Below are 18,640 nucleotides of genomic sequence, written 5' to 3' on the forward strand. Positions count from 1 at the left end.
CCGTCCGGATTTCATGTGATCGCAACGGGGTGAACGGGCCGTGGGATGCCCGGCGTTGAACCCCTCAGCCCAGGTCGAACGCATTGCGCAGCCCCAGCCGGTAGCGGGTGCGGTCGTGGCGCTTCATCAGCTCGATCTCCGGGGCGCGGAAGAGTGGCTTCACCGTGCAGCGCGCCGCCGGTGAACCGACGTTGTCCAGCAGGGCGTTGACGGCCGCGCGGGCCGAGGCGTTGGCTCCCTCCATCGTGGCCAGGTCGATGTCGACGGCGACATAGTCGCCGGCCAGGAAGAAGTTGGGGATCCGGGTGGCTGCCTTCGGGCGGTTGTGGAAGGTGCCGACCGGGTGGATGAGGAGCTCGTCCTCATTGGTCGGGTTCGGGGTGCCGAGGCCGGCCACGCCCGGGTCGAGGAACCAGGAGTGCAGCGCGCCGTCCTTGAGCACCGTGCGGCCCGTGTCGTTGACACTCGCCTTGAGCTGGGCCCACACCTCCCGGGCGACCTCCGCACGGGTGCATTGCTTGGCGGTCTTCCCGTACAGGATGCCGGCCTTGTCCCACTCGGAGATGTCCACGGACAGGCAGTCCACCGCCACGCCGTCGCCGTAGTCGGCCGGGAAGTTCCGGGACGGCCAGTGTCCCGCCTGTTGAATGGCTGTCAGGGACCATGGAGAGTCAATGCAGTTGAGGTGCCCGTTGAGCAACGGAGCCCGCTCGGTCAGATAGAACTGAATGCCCGTCATCCAGTCCGTCTCCAGGTTGTCGCAGCGCGCCAGTTGCGAGTCCGCCGCGCGCAGCTCGGCTCCCCAGGTCCGCCGCGCGTGCTCCACCGGCATCGCCGAGATGTAGTGGTCGGCGGTGACCGGCCGGCGCACGCCCTGCGGGTCCTCGATCATCGCGGCCGTGACCCGCCCGGAGCCGTACTTCACCTCCCGTACCGTCCAGCCGATCTTGAACTGGACGCCCAGCTTCTCCAGATGGGTCACCCAGGGGTCGATCCATGCCTCATTGGTGGGGGCGTTGAGTATCCGGTCGAGCGGTCCGTCGGCGCCCCGGCCCAGCGCATTGAAGACGAAGGCCTCGAGGAGAGTGGCGACCGTACGGGTGCTGGCCTCCTCGGCCTTGGTCGCGACGATGTTCCGGGTGAGTCCGACGGCCAGGACGCGCTGGTAGTCGTAGCTCATCCGCTCGGCCCGGATGAACTCCCACCACGGCGTGCGCTCCCAGGCCTCGTCGCGCCGCTCGTCGCAGCTGGTGAGGAAGACGAGCCCGCGGTTCACGAAGTAGGCCGTCTCATGGGCCGGGATGCCCAGGGCCGTGTCCAGCGCGGCGGTCAGGGCGCGGCGGATCTCGTCGAGTGTGAGCTGGGCCGGCTTGTGGCCCGGCCAGGGCAGCGGGATCCGTAAGTCCTCGCGCCCGGTGCGGGCGAACGACATCTCGGGTGGCGCCACCAGGTTGTCCCAGACCCCGTTGGCGTTTCCCGGGTACGGGATGCGCCGCATCGTGTCCGGCAGGTTGTGGTAGATGCCGGGGATGAAGCGGAAGCCGTGCTCGGCGGGCAGCGGCCGGCGGCCGCCCTTCGCGCTGTTCGGGACGTCCATGCTGCGGGCCTTGCCGCCCAGTGCTCTGCGCTCGTAGACGGTGACCCGGAATCCGCGGTCGGCCAGTTCGTGAGCGGCGGTGAGTCCGGCGACCCCGCCGCCGAGTACGGCGACCGACTGCGCGGCCGGAGCGGCAGGTGTGCCGTGGACGGCGGTGCGTTCCGCCGCGATGGCCGCGGCAGCCGTTTCCGCCGAGGTCAGCGCCGCTGTGCCGCCGACCGCCGCAGCTCCCGCCATGAAGGTGCGTCGTGTGTTTCCCACCCGATCCATCCCCAACCCCTTACCGACGGTAACTGTCGCGTCCGGCGCAGGAGCATACGGAGATCGCTCGTGACCCGGAAGCCACGCGCGGGCCCATTCGTGCAATGGCTGGAAAATGGAGTCATGTCCCGACGCAGCTCACGCCCCAAACGCACCGCCCCACCCGCCCTGACCAAAGACTCGCCCTGCCCCTGCGGGCTACCCGCGGCCTACGGCGAGTGCTGCGGCCGCTTCCACTCGGGCGAGCACGCAGCCCCCACCGCCGAGCTGCTGATGCGCTCCCGCTACAGCGCCTTCGTGGCCCAGGACGCTGCGTATCTGCTGCGCACCTGGCACCCCGCGACCCGGCCGCCGCACCTCGAACCCGACCCCGGTATGCACTGGCAGGGGCTGGAGATCCTTCAGACCACGGACGGCAGCCCCTTCCACTCCTCGGGAACGGTCACCTTCCGCGTCCGCTACCGGCACCACGGCAAGCGCGGCGAACTGCACGAGCGCAGCAGCTTCGAACGGCACGGCGGCGCCTGGGTGTACGTCGACGGTGTCTTCCTGGAGTGAACGCCGAGGGCGCACAACCCCGGGTCGGGCGCATGCGGCGGCGGTCCGGGCGGGTCATGCCCTCGTCATGCCGCGCGTCACGCGCCTGTCGTGGATCCGGGCCGCACGATCATCAGGACCGTGACGGTCGCCCACAGCAGATTGAACACCCCCGTGGACATGGCGAGCTTGGCGGAGGCGACGGCGCCGAGGTTCTCCAGGACCGCGCTCTGCCCGGGCAGTACCAGTAGTGCGAGGACTCCGGCGGCGACCGTCGTGAGCACGATGGAGACGATCAACCAGGCGTCGCCGAGGACATGCAGGCTGTTGGCGGTGGCGAGACCGAAGACGGGCACGACGACACCGACGGTCGCGTAGACGCGGCAGATGCGGTGGAGATTGCGTACGGCACCGAGCGCCTGGTCGCTGTCGGACTCGGCCGCGGCACGGCGGGCGGCGGCCGGGAACGCGCTGGCCGCGACGGTCACCGGGCCGATCGCGATGATCGCGGCCAGGACATGGACGATGAGCAGGATCTTGGTCATGCCGACCGGCCGTCGAGGAGGGGGGCCGCGCCGCGGGCACTCCAGACCGTGCCCCGGCGCATGCCCATGCCGCCGGCGCCGAGCACTTCGTACGGGGCGGTGACGTTCAACGGGTCGGAGCCGTCGAACAGAACGATCTGGGCGAGCATCCGGCACCAGTCCTTATGTCTCGGGAATTTCGTGAAGAGCCGCCCCCGGCGGGCGGCCGGACCGACGCTAATGAGCGCCGACGACGAAGGACAGTGGCATTAATGCCACCCTCCAACGGATTCCCGCCAGGCCCTCTCGCAGTGGCTTTCGGCACAGAAGAGCAGCTCACAGCCTCTTGGCCGGAAAGCCTCGGGCGCCTACATTATGGCCATGCACACCGTGGCCGTACTCGCCCTGGACGGGGTCATCGCCTTCGACCTGTCCACGCCGCTCGAAGTGTTCGCCCGCACCCGGCTGCCCGACGGCAGGGCCCCGTACCGGGTCCGGGTCTGCGCTCCGGCGGACGAGGTCGACGCGGGCGCGTTCACGCTGCGCGCGCCCTTCGGCCTGGAAGCGCTGGCCGAGGCGGACACGATCATCCTGCCGGGCTGCGCCGATCCGACCGTGCCGGTCCCGCCCGAGGTGCTCGACGCGCTGCGGGCAGCTGCCGCTCGCGGTACTCGTATCGCCTCGATCTGCGCCGGCGCGTTCGTCCTCGCCGCCACCGGACTGCTGGACGGCCTGCGTGCCACCACCCACTGGCTCGGCGCGGCCGGGCTCGCCGCACTGCACCCCGAGGTCGAGGTGGACCCCGATGTGCTGTATGTCGACAACGGACAGTTCCTGACCTCGGCCGGGGCCGCCGCAGGGCTCGACCTGTGTCTGCACATGATCCGCCGGGACCACGGCTCGGCGGTGGCGGCGGACGCGGCACGGCTGTCGGTGATGCCGCTGGAACGCGAGGGCGGGCAGGCGCAGTTCATCGTTCACGACCAGCCGCCGAACCCGGACGGCGCGACCCTGGAACCTCTGCTGCGCTGGGTGGAGGAGAACGCCGGGCGCGAGCTCACGGTCGGCGACATCGCGGCGCACGCGGGCCTGAGCACCCGCACCCTCAACCGCCGCTTCCGCGAACAGACGGCGACCACACCCGTGCAGTGGCTGCACCGGGCCCGTGTCCGCCAGGCCCAGTATCTGCTGGAGACGACGTCGTACTCGGTGGACCGGATCGCCACCCAGGTCGGCTTCGGCTCACCGACGGCGTTCCGCGACCGCTTCAAACGGCAGGTCGGCACCAGCCCGCACGCCTACCGCCGCGCCTTCCAGGGCTCCCCCGAGGCGCAGCGGATCTGATGTCCCGGGATCGTCGCCCGGACGCGGCGGGTCAGTAGGTGCGGCCCGGCTTGATGATCAGTCGCGGGTTGTATGCGGCCAGGATCTTGTTGGACATCGCCAGCGTGGACAGCGCGTGCTCACGGTCCGCCCGGTCCTCCGCGCACAGCGGCCCACGGAACCGGTACACCTCACGCACGGCGCACTCGGCGTCGATCTCCGCCTGCAGAATGTGGATCGGCATGCAGGACCCGATCAGCGCGGCGACGCCATCGGGGATCGGTACGGGGATGAGGGGTGACGCGGTCACGTGTAGTCCTTCTCTGCTTCTTCCGTCGGGCGCCGGCGGTCGGCGTCCTACCCCTCCATACGTACCGGACGGGTTTCCGGCTTTGACGGCGGGATTGTCTCTGTGCGGCAACCGTTTCGGATCACCCTTTGAGGAGCCGACCATGGGCGTACGCAAGGAACTGAAGGGCGAAACAGCGCGGCGATCCTGCCGAACGTCTCCCGGTCGAACTGGTCAGGAACGACGGTGTCGTACGAGAAGTGCGCACTGCCCGGCTCGCCCGGCCGTACGCCTCCGGCGGCACCGCCGACATACCTTACGCGAACGCGGTCGAGGCTCCTTCATCGGTGGTCCTGCGGCGAAAGAGAAGTGACGGACAGTGGCGGCCGGTTACTGCTGTGGCCCTTTATGTGTGAAGTGGCCGTTGTGGCAAAGGGGTTGACGGGGTTGCCGATCCTTTCCTTGACGATCAAGCGCCATGCCGTCCCGGCCGCGTAGGCGAAGAAGATCGAGGCGCTCCACGCGTGAATGACCTGCGGGGCCAGGGGTGTCAGGGCAGTGAGCCGTCGCTGCGCTCGCGCAGACGGCGGGCGCACAATGCGTCCTCGGTCGCCAACCAGCTCTCGCAGTCGGTGAGTTGATCACCGAAGACGGTCTCGGGATCGCGCAGCCGGTCTCGGGATCGCGCAGCCGGTCGAGCCGCCGTCGCCGGGCGGCAGTCCGGGCCAGGGCCCTGCTCACTCTCCAGGGGGTGACAGCACCTCGGACAGGTCGTACCGCACCGGTTCCTCCAGCTGCGAATAGGTGCAACCGTTGGGATCACGGTCCGGCCGCCACCGGCGGAACTGAGCGGTGTGCCGGAAGCGGTCGCCCTCCATGTGGTCGTAGGCGACCTCGATCACCCGCTCGGGCCGCAGCGCCACCCAGGAGAGGTCCTTCTTGCCGGTCCAGCGGCTGGTCGCACCGGGCAGCCGGGCGCTCTCATGGGCGCTCTCGTCCGTCCATGCCGCCCATGGATGGTCGTCCGGGGGATCCATCCGCAGCGGCTCGAGCTCCTGGACCAGCTCCTCGCGCCGCTTCATGGAGAACGCGGCGCAGACGCCCACATGCTGGAGCGCGCCCGAGTCGTCGTACAGGCCCAGGAGCAGTGAGCCGACGATCGGGCCACTCTTGTGGAAGCGGTAGCCGGCCACCACGGTGTCCGCCGTGCGCTCGTGCTTGATCTTGAACATCAGCCGGGCGTCCGGCCGGTACGGCAGGTCCAGCGGTTTGGCGATGATCCCGTCGAGTCCCGCGCCCTCGTACCGCTCGAACCACTCCTGCGCCAGCTCGGCGTCGGTGGTGGCGGGCGCGAGATGTACCGGCGGCTCGGCGTCGGCCAGTGCGGCGGCCAGAGTGGTGCGCCGCACCGAGAGCGGCGCGTCCAGCAGAGCCTCGTCACCGATGGCGAGCAGATCGAAGGCGACAAAGCTCGCCGGGGTCTGTTCGGCGAGCAGTCTCACCCGGGACTCGGCCGGGTGAATACGCTCGGTGAGCTTGTCGAAGTCCAGCCGCCCCTCGTGCGCGATGACGATCTCGCCGTCGACGACACAGCGGTCGGGGAGATTGGCCAGCAGATCGTCGGCCAGCTCGGGGAAGTAGCGGGTGAGCGGCTTGCCGGTCCTGGAGCCGATCACCAGCTCATCGCCGTCCCGGTGGACGATCGCCCGGAAGCCGTCCCATTTGGCCTCGTACTGCATACCCGGCGGGATCTTCTTCACTGGCTTGGCCAGCATCGGCTTGACGGGCGGCATCACAGGAAGATCCATGCATTGATTCTGCCCGATATGCGGCATATCTGCGCTCGGCCTACCGTGGCGCACATGGGTGCAGCGGTGGAACTGGAGGCCGGCGGGCGCACCGTCCGGCTGTCCAATCCGGACAAGATCTACTTTCCCGAGCGGGGCTTCACCAAGCTGGACGTGGCCCAGTACTACCTGGCCGTGGGGGAGGGGATCACCCGCGCCCTGCGCGACCGCCCCACCACTCTGGAGCGCTACCCCGACGGCGTCGAGGGCGAGTCCTTCTTCCAGAAACGCGTGCCCAAATACCTCCCCGACTGGATCCCGACGGCCCATATCTCCTTCCCCAGCGGACGGTCCGCCGACGAGATGCGCCCGACCGAGGTCGCTGCCGTGATCTGGGCGGCCAACCTCGGCACGCTGACCTTCCACCCCTGGCCGGTACGCGGAGACGCCGTCGACCACCCGGACGAGCTGCGCATCGACCTGGACCCGCAGCCGGGCACCGACTTCAACGACGCCGTCAGGGCCGCACACCAACTGCGCGTGATCCTCGACGAGCACGGCCTGCGCGGCTGGCCCAAGACTTCCGGCGGCCGCGGCCTCCATGTCTTCGTACCGATCGAGCCGCGCTGGGACTTCACGCATGTGCGGCGGTCGGCCATCGCCGTCGGCCGCGAGCTGGAGCGGCGGATGGAGGGCAAGGTGACCACGGCCTGGTGGAAGGAGGAGCGCGGCGAGCGGATCTTCGTCGACTACAACCAGACCGCCCGCGACCGCACCATCGCCTCCGCCTATTCCGTACGCCCCAAGCCGCACGCCCCGGTCTCGGCCCCGCTGCACTGGGACGAACTCGACGATGTGTCGCCGTACGACTTCGACCTGGTGACCATGCCCGCCCGCTACGCCGAACTCGGCGATGTGCATGCCGACATGGACGACCACGCCTTCTCCCTGGAGAGCCTGCTGGAGCTCGCCCGCAAGGACGAGCGCGACCACGGCCTGGGCGATCTGCCGTACCCGCCGGACTATCCGAAGATGCCGGGCGAGCCGAAGCGGGTACAGCCGAGCCGCGCCAAGAAGGAGAAGGAGAAAGAGAAGGAGAGCGATTGAGTAGCCGTCGGCTCCCTTCCCGCCTGCGGAAAGGGAGCCGACGGCGAGCCGGTCCGGGGGGCTACAGCTCCTGGATGCGGATATTGCGGTACGAGATCACGTCCGTCGTGCCGTGGACCTGGAGCCCGATATAGCCGGAGGAGTACCGCCGGCCGTCCGTGCCCGGGTCGTCGGCGCGCGGCGGTACGAACTCCTGGCCGCCCACATTGTCGAACTCATTGATCAGGACGCCGTTGCGGTACACCGAGTAGTGCTGGCCGACCACCCGGATCTCGTAGTCGTTCCAGGTGCCTTTCGGCGTCACACCTGCACCGCCGAGTCCGACCCGGTCGAAGCCGTAGATCGAGCCGGTCTTGTACATGTCGCCGTCCGGCCGGTCCAGGACCTGCACCTCATGGCCGTACTTGATGGCGACCCACTCGGGACGCGGCTCCTCCGGATTGTCGTGGACGTACGGGAAGCGCACGAATACACCGCTGTTGGCGTTGCCCGTGCCGGGAGCATCGTCCCGCCACTGCAGCTTCAGCGAGAAGTCCCCGTACTGCCGCTGCGGGAACCACAGCATGCCGAGGCCGCCCTTGGTGGTGCCGCTCGTCATCGACCCGTCGGCGCCCAGGCCGAACGAACCGCCGCCCACATGCTGCCACTTGCTGAACGATGCCTGCGTGCCGTCGAACAGATCGCGGTAGCCGGTGTGCCGGCCCGGCTCACCGATGCCGGACTGCTTGGCCGCCTTGTAGATCTTCCGGTGCTCGCGCTGGTCGATGACGCCGTCCGCGAGCAGTTGGTCGAGGACCTTGTCCACGTGCTTGAGGAACAGCGCGTGCGAGGACCAGTCCTTCTCGTCCTCGATCAGCTCGTTGATGGTGCAGCGGCTGCGGGTGATGCGGTTGGGCACACCCGTGTCGACCGTGCCGACGATCACCGTCAACCGCTCGTCCCACTCGGGGCAGTTGGGCGCCGGGACCCCGCCGCCCTCGGCGACCGTGAACGTCACCTTCTGCGCCTGGGAGGTGTTGCCCGCCTTGTCCGTGGCCCGGTGCAGAACCGTGTGGAAGCCCACCCGGTCGACGATGACCGGCGTGGTGTAGGCGAGGTAGGGACCGCCGTCGAGGGAGTACTCGACCTTGTCGACCCCGGAGCCGGTGTCGGTCGCGGTGAGCGTCACCTTGGCGCTGGTGATGTACGCGCCGTCGGAGTTCTTCTGACCGGTCACCCCGGCCGAGGTCTCCGGCGGGGTCTTGTCCTCGGCCGGCGGCGTGACGACCGTGAAGTCCACGGACTTCTCGACGGCCGCGTTCCCGGCCTTGTCGGTCGCCTTGTAGCGGACCTTGTGCGTGCCCGCCTCATGCACCATCACCGGGGCCGTGTACGGCTGCCAGGCGCCGCTCGTGCCGATCGCGTACTCGATGGTGTTGACGCCCGAGCCGGTGTCGGATGCGGTCACCGTGACCGTGGCCATGCCCAGATACTGGCCCTGGTCGTTCTTCTCGCCGCTCACCGTCGCCGAGGTCTCTGGCGGGGTCTTGTCGTCCGTCGGCGGGGCGACGACGGAGAAGTCGACCGCCTTCTCCGCGGCGATGTTCCCGGCCTTGTCAGCGGCCCGGTAGCGGATCTTGTGCGTGCCGACCTCGTTCACCACGACCGGCGTGGTGTACGCCTGCCAGGCGCCGGCCGCACCGACCGCGTACTCGATCTTGTCCACACCCGAGCCGGCGTCGGTCGCCGACACGGTCACGGTGGCCTGGCCGATATAGGCGCCGTCGGCGTTCTTGTCGCCGTCGACCTTCGCCGTCGTGTCGGGCGCCGTGGTGTCCTCGCCACCGCCCTCGGTGACGGTCAGGATCCCCTGCATCGCGCCGTGGCCGGGGATGGTGCAGTGGAAGCGGTACCGGCCAGGAGTGAGCGTGACCTCGGCGGTGTGTTTCCCGCCCTGGTCGTCGCTGGGATTGGCGAGGATGTTCAGCGGTACGTCGTTGTTGTACTCGGGATCGGACACGTCGAAGGTCAGCGTGTGCGGCATACCCATGGTGTTGCCGGTCGCCGTGCTGTTCTCGAACACGATCGTCGTCCTCCCCGCCACCGCGGTGGTCGGGAACGAGGCGTACTTCTCGATCGAGTCACCGGCCGTCCAGGTGAGGACCTGATCGGCCGCCAGATCGTCGCTCTGGCCGTGGGCGACCGCCGACATCAGCCCGAGGACCATCGCCACCGACGCGAGCAGGGCCGTCCACAGCTTTGCCGTTCTGTGTCTCACGTGTCTCACTGCGCCGCCTTCCGCGCCAGGTTGGCGGCGGACGGGGTCGCCTCGCCGCCCTTGTATGTGATGTGCCAGAGCGCCGACTTGGCGTCGGAGGTGAAGAATCCGCGCCCGTAGTCCAGGACGTACAGCGAACCGTCCGGCGCGAACTTCCAGTCCATGAGGTTGCGGATGCCGTCGGCCCCGACCGGGATGATCTTCTTCAGGGATTCGGCGTGCACCGGGATGCCGCCCTTGCCGACCGTCTTGGGGTCGGTGAGCACCGCGTGCCGCGGCTGGTCGCCGTCGTAGAAGTCGCCGACGAACCACTTTCCGTCCCAGTACGACGGCCACTTGTCCTTGCCGGGGCTCGCCGCGTCGTAGCGGTAGACCGGACCGTTCATGGTCGCCTGGCCGCCGCCCTTGAGCCACGGCATCAGGATCTTCTGCTCCTCCACCTTGTAGCTCGGGATGCCGCCCGCGTCGCGGGGATAGTCCACGCCGCCGCCCTGCGGCGAGTACCAGATGGTGTTCCCGGTGACCGGCGGCAGATTCACCAGGCCGTTGTTGTTCGGGGACTCGTTCTTCGGGGCGTCGCAGTTGTACCAGCCGAGCGGCTTGCTCGGATCGGGCAGATTGCGGTCGCGGTAGGGCTGCTTATTGCCCATGCAGTACGGCCAGCCGTGGTTGCCCGCCTTGATGATGGCGGAGAAGGTGTCGTACTTGGCCGGGCCCCAGGTGGTGCTCGGCGCACCGGCGTCGGGGCCGACCCAGCCCGCGTAGAGGATGTCCGTCGACTTGTCGACGAAGATGCGCGCCGGGTTGCGTACGCCCATCACATAGATCTCGCCGCGCGTCTTGCCGCCGCCCTCGTCCTGCTCCTTGCCCGTGAAGAGGTTGCCCGCCGGGAGTGTGTACGTCCCGTCGTCCTCGGGGTGGATCCGCAGGATCTTGCCGTTGAGGTTGTTGGTGTTGCCGGCGGTACGGCGCGCGTCGGCGAAGGACACGCCCTTGAAGTTTGGCTCCGGGTTGTTGCCGGAGTAACCGCCGCTGAAACCGGAGGAGTTGTTGTCACCGGTGGCGATATAGAGATTCTGCTGGGAGTCCCAGGCCATCCCGCCACCCGCGTGGCAGCAACTGTGTATCTGTACCGGCCACTTGAGCAGGACCTTCTCGGAGGCGAGATCCAGCTTGTCGGCGGCCAGGTCGAGCGTGAAGCGCGAGACGCGCCGCTCGGCCATCTGCGTGTCGCGGTTGATCTGCGAGTGCGGTGTGTAGTGCAGATATACCCAGCCGTTGGACATGAAGTCCGGGTCCAGCTCGATACCGAGCAGCCCCTCCTCGACCTTGATCAGCTCATCGCCGCCGCCCTTGTTGCCGAAGACGGTCAGCGCCCCGGCGAGGGTGACCTTCTTGGTCTTCGGGTCGTAGACGTGGATCTCGCCCTGGCCCTTGCCGATGTCGGGGTTGTTCCAGTCGGTGACGACGGGCTTGCTCGAGTCGGCGCCGCCGCGCCCGATGTAGAGGACCCGCCCGTCCGGGGCGGTGACCAGGCCGTGCGGCTCGCCGATCTGGTCGTTCTGTCCGGGCTTGTTGGGCTGGGTGACGCGCTCGGCGGTGTAGTTGGCGTTGATGGTCGCCTTGCAGTCGGCGCGCGAGAGCCGGGTGGTCCAGGCGAGCGCGCCGCGCAGATGGTCGCGGAAGTCGGTTTCGGCGAAGCTGTCGACCGTACCGCCCATGCCGGTGTAGAAGGAGCGGCCGCCGTCGTAGTCACGGCACCAGGAGACCGGGTGGTCCCAGCCGTTGGCGCCGGTGCCCGGCGTGTAGGAGTTCTCCTTGACGCGGGCCACGGTGTGCACGTTGCCGGAGGGGTTCACCGCCCAGTTGAACCACCGGTCGGGCCGCTTCCACTGCAGCGGTAGCGACTTGGTGGCCGGATGCTGACGGTCGCCGACCTCGACGACCGCGCGCTGGACCGCACTTGCGGCACCGGCCGGCCGGGCGCCGATCAGCCCGGTGAACCAGTCGGAGTACGGCTCGGTGCGTGCCGCGTCATGGATGCCGAGGAAGCCTCCGCCGGCCTCCAGATACGACTCGAGCCCGGCCTCCTGCTCCGGGTCGAGCACATCGCCGCCGCCGGTGAGGAAGACGACCGCGTTGTACTTGCCGAGCTTGGTGGCATTGGTGAAGACCGAGGCGTCGTCAGTCGCTTCGGTCTTGAAACGGCCTGCGGCGGGCCCGGTCTGCCCGATGGTCTCTATCGCCGCGATACCGGCGTCGACGGTCGGCGACTCATCGGTGGCCGAGGCGTGGTAGACGAGCACCCGTACGTTCTGGCCGCCGGGCGGCGACGGCAGGGACAACGTTGTCGACGGTGGCTCCGGATAGGGCTTGGCGGAGGCTACGGTCCCGCCGCCGAGCAGGGACGCAGTTAGTGCGCCGACCCCAAGGGCCGCCGCCAGACCGCTTCTTCGGGATCTCGACCGGTGATGTGGTGTGCGCTGCATGTGGTCACCCACCCCTCTTAGGTCACAACAACAGCCTTGGAAACTAGACCCCTTTTCGCGGTTCGCCAATAGGAATGACCTCAATGGCACGAACTTTGTCCTGACTGTGGATAAACGAAGATCGCCCGGCTACCGTGTGGCCGTCCCCGGGGTCAGCTGAACCCCGTCAATCTCCGTACGAGACTGGAGAGTTCGGCATGGACAGACGGAGCTTCAACAAGCGCCTGCTGGCCGGGAGCGCGGTCGCGGCGACGGGCGTGACATCGTTGTCCCTCGCCTCCGCCACCGACGCGACGTCGGCGGAGAGCGTACCGAGGACTGCGTCGGCCGGAGGTCGGATACGCCATCTCAAGCTGTACGCCGAAAAGTTGGCGGACGGTCAGATGGGTTATGGCCTGGAGAAGGGCAAAGCGACGGTCCCGGGACCGCTGATCGAGCTCATCGAGGGCGACACGCTGCACATCGAGTTCGAGAACACCACGGACGTACCGGTAAGCCTGCACGCCCACGGCGTTGACTACGACATCGCCAACGACGGCACCAGGATGAGCAGGAGCCATGTCGAACCCGGCGGCACGCGTACGTACACCTGGCGCACCCACACCCCGGGCAAGCGGTCCGACGGCACCTGGCGCGCGGGCAGCGCGGGTTACTGGCACTACCACGACCATGTGGTGGGCACGGACCACGGGACAGGTGGTATCCGCAAGGGTCTCTACGGGCCTGTGGTGGTCCGCAGGAAGGGCGACATCCTCCCGGACAAGCAGTTCACGATCGTCTTCAACGACATGACGATCAACAACAAGACGGGCGACCAGAGCCCCAACTTCCAGGCCACGGTGGGCGATCGGGTCGAGATCGTCATGATCACGCACGGCGAGTACTACCACACGTTCCATATGCACGGTCACCGCTGGGCGGACAACAGGACGGGTCTGCTGGAGGGGCCCGCCGACGTCAGCCGCGTCATCGACAACAAGATCACAGGACCGGCGGACTCCTTCGGCTTCCAGGTCATCGCGGGCGAACATGTGGGCGCGGGCGCGTGGATGTACCACTGCCATGTACAGAGCCACTCCGACATGGGAATGGCGGGCCTGTTCCTGGTGGCGAAGCCGGACGGCACGATTCCGGGGTACGAGCCGCACCATGTCACCGCGGACTCGCACTCGACGCAGAGCGGGCACAGTCACTAACGGTTGTCAGCCGCTGAGGTCCCATACGCCCCAGTCGGTGTACGGCGCGTCCTGTACATAGACACGCGGGCCGCGGCAGACGACCCGGCGGTGGCCGATCTCGCCGCCCTCGGGCCGGACGAGGGTGCTGTACGAGACCGGCTCGGCGGCGCTTTCGGTGAGCGCGCACACGGCGAGGCGGCCGCTGTCACCCCCGTACCCGCCGAAGAAGGCGACCCGGTCGCCGTGCACGGCGATTGCATGAGCGCCCTTCACCGGGCTGGTGCGCACCTTGACGGGGCGGTCGCCGCGGATCTCCAGCAGGGGAAAGGCCGTGTAGGTGTAGGCCCAGGCGACGCGCCGGTCCACATTGAGGGCGTAGCAGTCGAGGATCGAGTCGGCTCCGGACGTCGGCTTGAACTCCCAGAGCGCATCGCCGGTCGAGGACCAGCGTCGCACCCCCGGGGCGCTGAGGCGATCGCCGAGTACACCCTCGTCGAAGTAGCCGATCCACAGATCGCCCGCCTCGTCGGCGAGCAGATGCGCAACACCGTCGCCGACGGTGAAGGTCCAGGAGGGGCGACCGAGCGCGTCGAAGATCTGCACCTGGTCCCTGTGCCGGTGCTTGGGGCTGCGAGCGTTCGCGAGGACGAAACCGCCGTCCGGGAGGGCGTCCAGCAGGGGGTGCTCCGCCGTCACCGCGCTGAGATGGGTCCGTTGGACGCTGCCGTCGTCGACGGTGACGACGAGCGCGTCGTACGGACCGTTCGGCATGGCATCGGGCCGCTCCACGAGCAGCCAGTGCGCGCGGCCGTAGGCATCCACCGTGCTGGTGATGATCGGCAGATCCCGGTGCGCGCGCGGCAGGCGGGCGTACGGGGTCAGAGGTACGGGCTTCAAGGCGCTCCTCGGCAAGGGCTGTGTTGTGACGGCATCCGCGGCGGATCACGGAGTCCGGCGGCGGTGCGTTGGCCGAGGGCGGCGGCATGCGGCGCCTACGCGGCATGAGCCTTTCTGTTTCTCATGCCCGGGATCCTGCAGGGGCCGGTGGCTCGCGCGCAAATGGAATTCGCCCACTTCTACGCTGTACGACGCCGTTGCGGGAGCCGGTCTTCCTGGATGCGCCGCTACGCGATCGGGAGCAGACTCGGACGACAGGCAACGGGATCCCAAGAAGGAGCGCACGATGCTCACCACCCGCTTTGTCACCGGCTCCCCGAACTGGATCGACCTCGGCACACCCGATATCGATAAGGCGCGCACTTTCTACGGCGGCCTGTTCGGCTGGACCTTCCGGTCGGCGGGACCCGAGGCCGGCGGCTACGGCATGTTCCAGCAGGACGGCAAGACCGTCGCCGGCGGCATGACGGTCACTCCGGAGCAGGGCGCCCCCGGCTGGTGCGTCTACTTCCAGTCGCCCGACGCCGACGCCACGGCCAAGTCGGTCGAGCAGGCCGGCGGCGCCGTCGTATTCGAACCGATGGATGTATTCGAAATGGGCCGCATGGCGGTCTTCAATGACCCGTCCGGCGCAGGCTTCGCGACGTGGCAGCCCGGCCGGAACAAGGGCTTGGACCTCGTCAACGATCCCGGCTCGCTGTGCTGGATCGAGCTGTACACGCCGGACCCGGGCGCGGGCGTGAGCTTCTACACCACTGTCTTCGGCTGGGAGACGAACACCATGCCGCTGCCGGACGGCAGCGGCTCGTACATCATGGCCAACCCGGCCGGCACGACCCCGGACGCGATGTTCGGCGGCGTCGCCCCGCTCGCGGCGGACCCGGTGGAGGCGGCGGACGGGCCGTGCTGGCTGCCGTACTTCGAGGTCGTGGACTGCGACGCGTCGGTCGCCATGGCGAAGGCGCTGGGCGGCAAGGTCAGGATGGCGCCGGTCGACATGGAGGGCGTGGGCCGTTTCGCGAAACTGGCGGACCCGGCGGGCGCGCGGTTCGCGGTGATGCAGGGCGAGCAGCAGCAGAGCTGACGCGTTCGCGCGGGGCGCGCCGCATCGTCGGCGGCCTCGAGAATCTGTACGGTTCGTGGCGGGTCCTCGATGCCGGTGGGCGCGGGTGGCTGTGGGGGTCGTTGATCCTTCATTGACCCGGCGTTTATCGGCGCGGGGCACGGTGTCCTGCATGCCGATCAACACCATCACTGACAATGAACTCTCCTGGCAGGAGACCGCGTTGTGCGCCCAGACGGGGCCGGAATTCTTCTTCCCGGCCCCGGGGTCGTCGACGCGGGAGGCGAAGCAGCTGTGCGGGGCTTGCGAGGGGCGGGTGGCGTGCCTGGAGTACGCGCTGGCGCATGACGAGAGGTTTGGGGTGTGGGGCGGGCTGTCGGAGAAGGAGCGGTACCGCCTCCAGCGCGGGCGGAGCTGAACCCGTCCCCCTCGGGGGACCCATCGGGCTCCTCAGAACCAGCGGCGCAGGTACCGTCCCTCCTTGGCCAGCCCAGCGCTCTCGGCCAGGGCATCGGCCGCCGGCAGCTCCAGCGGGCGGCCTTGCCACAGGCCGGTACGCACTGCCCGGACTGGATAGTGGCCCCCCGCAGGGGACACCACACCACCGCATGACGGGTCACCAGCGAACCAGATGGTGTCCGGATGCTCATTGCGCTTGTACTGCAGATTGCAGCGGTACGGGGAGGTGTGCAGGAGCAGCTCTTGATCCGGGGCAACGCTGACGGAGATGAGGAAGTCCTGGCGCTGGCCGCGGGGTGGATAGCTGCACTGGTACGCGCGCCACGGGTAGGACTGGAGAATGCGGGCCGTTCGTGGCGTGTGGATCAGGGCCAAGGCCGAGATCAGTGCGGTAACCGGTGAGATCAGCATTACCAGGGCGAAGAGAGGGATGGCCCACTCAGGGGCCCGCAGGTGGGCACCCGCAGTGACGAGCGCGAGGGGCGCGCACAGAAATCCCGCGAGCCACCACCGGCGCCGACGGACAATCCTGCCGTAGCCCCTCGCCGTAGGTGGATGCTCGAAGGCCGTCTTCGTCAACGGCGGAGCCGGTGCGGGACGAGTCACAGCAGAACCTCCAACAGACGGCTCCGGCGGAGCGGAGGTTCGGGCTGAGGGTTGGGATCGGTGAAGCTGACAGTCCGTCCAATGCCGAGCAGAATCTCTGTGTACTCGTCCACGAGTTCGACAGCGGTCGTGGTCAGGTCGATGAGTACCACCCGTGCACCTGTGGGGCGGGCAACACTCAGGCGCGCCTGGAACACCCCCGGGTTCGCCGACGGGATACCCGCTTCGCCACCGACGGGTGGATCCGGCAGGAGAGACGTCACCAGAGCCGCCCCCGCACTGCACGGCAGATCCACGATTTCGCGCCGGAGAACTGTTCCGAGGGGACTGGCCGCCAGCTGAAGACCGCACTTGGCTGCGGCCAGGGTGCGGGTGGCTGCATTGGTGGGGACGTCCGAGAGTGAGAGCACGGAGGTGGAGACTCCCTGATCCCCATCTGAGTGGAGGCCCAAGGCCAGGTGCATCGTGCCCTGCACATACAGGTCGCTGAGTAGTCCCAGAAGCACCTGCGTTTCGTGGAGGCGGTGATCTCGCACAGCTGGGTCCCGATGAAGCAACGAGAGGTCGTCGCTGAGGCGTTGCCTCAATTCGTCCAATGTGTCCTGCTCGAGATCGATGAATCCCGGAGGGAGACGGAACCAGCAGCTGTTCGCCGGTGGCTCTGTGGCGGCGGCGTATGCCACGTCGGTGCTCCTAATGAGCGAGTTGTGCCCACGTGCGGGCTGCGTTGATTCCTGCTCCTGGGGTGTCGGACGCGGCCAAGCGCGCGCCGTCTACCCCCGTCGCCGTGTTCTGGACGGCGTCGTTGTCGTCGGCGGGACTGAGCCCGATGCCCGACGTCACCACCGCGCTGCCGGCTACGCCGGCCTGAAGGGGCATTTCGGCCTGGGGGCTGGTCTTGCGGACGACCCAGTCCAGGACGGGCTTCGGCCCTGCGTCGGCCTCGCGGATCGCAGCGGTGGAATCGGCCCCGAACGCGCGGGCTCCGCTGCGGAACGTCGCCGAAGCACCCTGCTCGGCGGCAACGCCTGCCCGGGTTGCCGCAGCCACACCCTTGGCCCCTTGTGCGACGGCACCCACACCCGGCAAGGCTCCCAGGGCGTCCCCGCCGAGTGTGACGACGCTGGACCAGAACTGGCCGTCGAACTTGCCCTGGGTGAAACCGGCTTTCAGGGCGGAGCCGTGCTTGGGGTCGGATGCGTGAGAGACGAAGGCCGCAAGGCTCAGTCCGGCTGCGGCGAACAGCAGGGGCACCGCGACAGGGGCCGCGACAAAGATGGCGATGAGGCCGAGTGAGGCCGACAACAGGCTCAGGCTGTCGCCCAAGTTGTCGTCGACCCAGTCCATCGCCTTGCTCAACGCACCCGGCTTCTGCGGCGCGAGCTTGTCCGTCGCCTCGTTGAGCGCCTTCGCGATCCGCCCCGCCTCCACCCTGTGCGTCTCCTCCAGCTCCCGCGCCAGCCTCCGCACCGACTCAAGCGCCTCTCGTGCCTTCGTCACCGCGGCCGTCGCCGCCGTCAGATCCGACTCCGGCAGGTCCGGCGCCGTCCGGACGCGCTCGTGTTGGGTCTCCGCCCGCGTCAGCGCCGCCTGTTCAAGCTTCGCCCGCGTGTCGTACTTCTTCGCCGTCGCCTGGTAGCCCACCAGATCGTCGTGCCACCTCCGCAGTTTCGACGCCGCCTTGGACACCGACCGGTGCGCGTTCTTCAAGTGCCGCGGCAAGTCCCCGTCCAGCGCCTCCCGGAACGCGTCCGCCGCCTCGCCGCGCCAGTACGCGCTCTCGCCGAGCAACTGGTCGACCAGGCGGTGCGCCGTGCCCAGTGCCGTTGCCGACGTGCTGAGCTTCGTCTGGAGCGCGGCGATCGCCGAGGGGCTTCCCGGGACCGGGTCCCAGCCCAGATGCGGGTACTCAGGCACGCGAATCCACCGCCCTGAACGCCGACTCGATCGCCTTGTTGACCTGGGCGTAGCCCTCGCGGCTCAGCTTCACTCCGACGTGCACCGTCCTGATCCTCGCGCTCAGTTGGTCCGCCCCGTACTTCCACCGCCCCTGGAAGCCGTCGCACGCCTCGTCCAGCTCCTTCGTGCCCAACTGGTCGGCCCGTACGTGCTCCAGCGCCCTTCTCGCCTCGCTGAGTGAGGTCAGCGAGCGACTCAGCGCAGTGGCGAAACGGCCCAACTGGTCGGTGTTCACCTGAAGATCGGATTCCATGGCCGACCACCCTTGCAGATCGACGCCAAACCTGGATAAACCACGTCACTCTGA

Annotated in this window: 18 protein-coding genes; 6 read left to right on the forward strand and 12 right to left on the reverse strand. The window is 68.5% G+C overall.

Annotated elements, in window-relative coordinates; translation table 11 throughout:
* Positions 1 to 64: 64 nt before the first annotated feature.
* Entirely contained in the window at positions 65 to 1,867 is a 1,803-nt protein-coding gene (locus ACFYXH_RS33030) for an FAD-dependent oxidoreductase (protein ID WP_389570870.1), read from the reverse strand.
* A 114-nt stretch (positions 1,868 to 1,981) separates the two neighbouring features.
* Between ACFYXH_RS33030 and ACFYXH_RS33035 the strand changes: the two genes are divergently transcribed.
* Positions 1,982 to 2,416, forward strand: coding sequence for a YchJ family protein (locus ACFYXH_RS33035; protein ID WP_389570873.1), 435 nt, complete (start codon positions 1,982 to 1,984; stop codon positions 2,414 to 2,416).
* A gap of 77 nt (positions 2,417 to 2,493) precedes the next feature.
* On the opposite strand, the gene ACFYXH_RS33040 is transcribed toward ACFYXH_RS33035, so the two are convergent.
* Positions 2,494 to 2,940, reverse strand: coding sequence for a hypothetical protein (locus ACFYXH_RS33040; RefSeq protein ID WP_389570876.1), 447 nt, complete (start codon positions 2,938 to 2,940; stop codon positions 2,494 to 2,496).
* Positions 2,937 to 3,089, reverse strand: coding sequence for a hypothetical protein (locus tag ACFYXH_RS33045; protein WP_389570878.1), 153 nt, complete (start codon positions 3,087 to 3,089; stop codon positions 2,937 to 2,939). The genes ACFYXH_RS33040 and ACFYXH_RS33045 overlap by 4 nt, the downstream gene beginning before the upstream one ends.
* A 211-nt stretch (positions 3,090 to 3,300) precedes the next feature.
* On the opposite strand from ACFYXH_RS33045, the gene ACFYXH_RS33050 reads away from it, so the two are divergent.
* Positions 3,301 to 4,263: a GlxA family transcriptional regulator gene (locus ACFYXH_RS33050; protein WP_389570881.1), complete on the forward strand. Its 963-nt coding sequence runs from the start codon at positions 3,301 to 3,303 to the stop codon at positions 4,261 to 4,263.
* A 31-nt stretch (positions 4,264 to 4,294) separates the two neighbouring features.
* Here ACFYXH_RS33050 and ACFYXH_RS33055 read toward each other — a convergent pair whose 3' ends face one another.
* On the reverse strand, positions 4,295 to 4,552 hold the full coding sequence (locus ACFYXH_RS33055) for a hypothetical protein (protein ID WP_327327219.1): 258 nt from the start codon (positions 4,550 to 4,552) through the stop codon (positions 4,295 to 4,297).
* 716 nt (positions 4,553 to 5,268) lie between these two features.
* The gene (locus ACFYXH_RS33060) at positions 5,269 to 6,339 is read right to left on the reverse strand and encodes an ATP-dependent DNA ligase (RefSeq protein ID WP_389570884.1); all 1,071 of its coding nucleotides are present in this window, start codon (positions 6,337 to 6,339) and stop codon (positions 5,269 to 5,271) included.
* Between the two features lie 54 nt (positions 6,340 to 6,393).
* On the opposite strand from ACFYXH_RS33060, the gene ligD reads away from it, so the two are divergent.
* Positions 6,394 to 7,425 carry a non-homologous end-joining DNA ligase gene (gene ligD / locus ACFYXH_RS33065; protein ID WP_389570886.1) on the forward strand — a complete coding sequence of 344 codons (1,032 nt, stop codon included), beginning with the start codon at positions 6,394 to 6,396 and terminating at the stop codon, positions 7,423 to 7,425.
* Positions 7,426 to 7,486: 61 nt separating this feature from the next.
* Here ligD and ACFYXH_RS33070 read toward each other — a convergent pair whose 3' ends face one another.
* A complete protein-coding gene (locus ACFYXH_RS33070; protein ID WP_389571453.1) occupies positions 7,487 to 9,631 on the reverse strand; it encodes an OmpL47-type beta-barrel domain-containing protein in 2,145 nt (714 codons plus the stop codon).
* A 56-nt stretch (positions 9,632 to 9,687) separates the two neighbouring features.
* Positions 9,688 to 12,171, reverse strand: a complete 2,484-nt coding sequence (locus tag ACFYXH_RS33075) for a ThuA domain-containing protein (RefSeq protein ID WP_389570888.1) — start codon at positions 12,169 to 12,171, stop codon at positions 9,688 to 9,690.
* A gap of 197 nt (positions 12,172 to 12,368) precedes the next feature.
* Here ACFYXH_RS33075 and ACFYXH_RS33080 point away from each other — a divergent pair, with 197 nt between their 5' ends.
* Entirely contained in the window at positions 12,369 to 13,367 is a 999-nt protein-coding gene (locus ACFYXH_RS33080; protein WP_389570891.1) for a multicopper oxidase domain-containing protein, read from the forward strand.
* A gap of 6 nt (positions 13,368 to 13,373) precedes the next feature.
* On the opposite strand, the gene ACFYXH_RS33085 is transcribed toward ACFYXH_RS33080, so the two are convergent.
* A complete protein-coding gene (locus ACFYXH_RS33085) occupies positions 13,374 to 14,246 on the reverse strand; it encodes a hypothetical protein (RefSeq protein WP_389570894.1) in 873 nt (290 codons plus the stop codon).
* Between the two features lie 286 nt (positions 14,247 to 14,532).
* Here ACFYXH_RS33085 and ACFYXH_RS33090 point away from each other — a divergent pair, with 286 nt between their 5' ends.
* Together ACFYXH_RS33090 and ACFYXH_RS33095 are read left to right on the forward strand one after the other, a co-directional pair.
* A complete protein-coding gene (locus tag ACFYXH_RS33090) occupies positions 14,533 to 15,330 on the forward strand; it encodes a VOC family protein (protein ID WP_389570897.1) in 798 nt (265 codons plus the stop codon).
* 151 nt (positions 15,331 to 15,481) lie between these two features.
* A complete protein-coding gene (locus ACFYXH_RS33095) occupies positions 15,482 to 15,727 on the forward strand; it encodes a WhiB family transcriptional regulator (protein ID WP_327327228.1) in 246 nt (81 codons plus the stop codon).
* Positions 15,728 to 15,759: 32 nt separating this feature from the next.
* Here the strand turns inward: ACFYXH_RS33095 and ACFYXH_RS33100 are convergent, their stop codons facing one another.
* From ACFYXH_RS33100 to ACFYXH_RS33115, 4 genes are all read right to left on the reverse strand, one after another.
* A complete protein-coding gene (locus ACFYXH_RS33100; protein WP_389570900.1) occupies positions 15,760 to 16,179 on the reverse strand; it encodes a hypothetical protein in 420 nt (139 codons plus the stop codon).
* Between the two features lie 191 nt (positions 16,180 to 16,370).
* Positions 16,371 to 17,057, reverse strand: a complete 687-nt coding sequence (locus ACFYXH_RS33105) for a hypothetical protein (protein WP_389570902.1) — start codon at positions 17,055 to 17,057, stop codon at positions 16,371 to 16,373.
* A 10-nt stretch (positions 17,058 to 17,067) separates the two neighbouring features.
* Positions 17,068 to 18,291 (reverse strand): hypothetical protein, encoded by a 1,224-nt coding sequence (locus ACFYXH_RS33110; RefSeq protein WP_389570905.1) that lies wholly within the window; start codon positions 18,289 to 18,291, stop codon positions 17,068 to 17,070.
* Entirely contained in the window at positions 18,284 to 18,586 is a 303-nt protein-coding gene (locus ACFYXH_RS33115; RefSeq protein ID WP_327327233.1) for a hypothetical protein, read from the reverse strand. Before ACFYXH_RS33115 ends, ACFYXH_RS33110 begins: the two co-directional genes overlap by 8 nt.
* Positions 18,587 to 18,640: the final 54 nt, after the last annotated feature.

The sequence above is a fragment of the Streptomyces sp. NPDC002730 genome (assembly GCF_042888805.1).
In the GTDB taxonomy this organism is placed as follows: domain Bacteria; phylum Actinomycetota; class Actinomycetes; order Streptomycetales; family Streptomycetaceae; genus Streptomyces.

Coding starts and splice junctions, on each gene's coding strand:
- ACFYXH_RS33030 (WP_389570870.1), bottom strand. CDS start 1,867: ATGGATCGGGTGGGAAACACACGACGCACCTTCATGGCGGGAGCTGCG.
- ACFYXH_RS33035 (WP_389570873.1), top strand. CDS start 1,982: ATGTCCCGACGCAGCTCACGCCCCAAACGCACCGCCCCACCCGCCCTG.
- ACFYXH_RS33040 (WP_389570876.1), bottom strand. CDS start 2,940: ATGACCAAGATCCTGCTCATCGTCCATGTCCTGGCCGCGATCATCGCG.
- ACFYXH_RS33045 (WP_389570878.1), bottom strand. CDS start 3,089: ATGCTCGCCCAGATCGTTCTGTTCGACGGCTCCGACCCGTTGAACGTC.
- ACFYXH_RS33050 (WP_389570881.1), top strand. CDS start 3,301: ATGCACACCGTGGCCGTACTCGCCCTGGACGGGGTCATCGCCTTCGAC.
- ACFYXH_RS33060 (WP_389570884.1), bottom strand. CDS start 6,339: ATGGATCTTCCTGTGATGCCGCCCGTCAAGCCGATGCTGGCCAAGCCA.
- ligD (WP_389570886.1), top strand. CDS start 6,394: ATGGGTGCAGCGGTGGAACTGGAGGCCGGCGGGCGCACCGTCCGGCTG.
- ACFYXH_RS33070 (WP_389571453.1), bottom strand. CDS start 9,631: ATGGTCCTCGGGCTGATGTCGGCGGTCGCCCACGGCCAGAGCGACGAT.
- ACFYXH_RS33075 (WP_389570888.1), bottom strand. CDS start 12,171: ATGCAGCGCACACCACATCACCGGTCGAGATCCCGAAGAAGCGGTCTG.
- ACFYXH_RS33080 (WP_389570891.1), top strand. CDS start 12,369: ATGGACAGACGGAGCTTCAACAAGCGCCTGCTGGCCGGGAGCGCGGTC.
- ACFYXH_RS33090 (WP_389570897.1), top strand. CDS start 14,533: ATGCTCACCACCCGCTTTGTCACCGGCTCCCCGAACTGGATCGACCTC.
- ACFYXH_RS33095 (WP_327327228.1), top strand. CDS start 15,482: ATGCCGATCAACACCATCACTGACAATGAACTCTCCTGGCAGGAGACC.
- ACFYXH_RS33100 (WP_389570900.1), bottom strand. CDS start 16,179: ATGCTGATCTCACCGGTTACCGCACTGATCTCGGCCTTGGCCCTGATC.
- ACFYXH_RS33115 (WP_327327233.1), bottom strand. CDS start 18,586: ATGGAATCCGATCTTCAGGTGAACACCGACCAGTTGGGCCGTTTCGCC.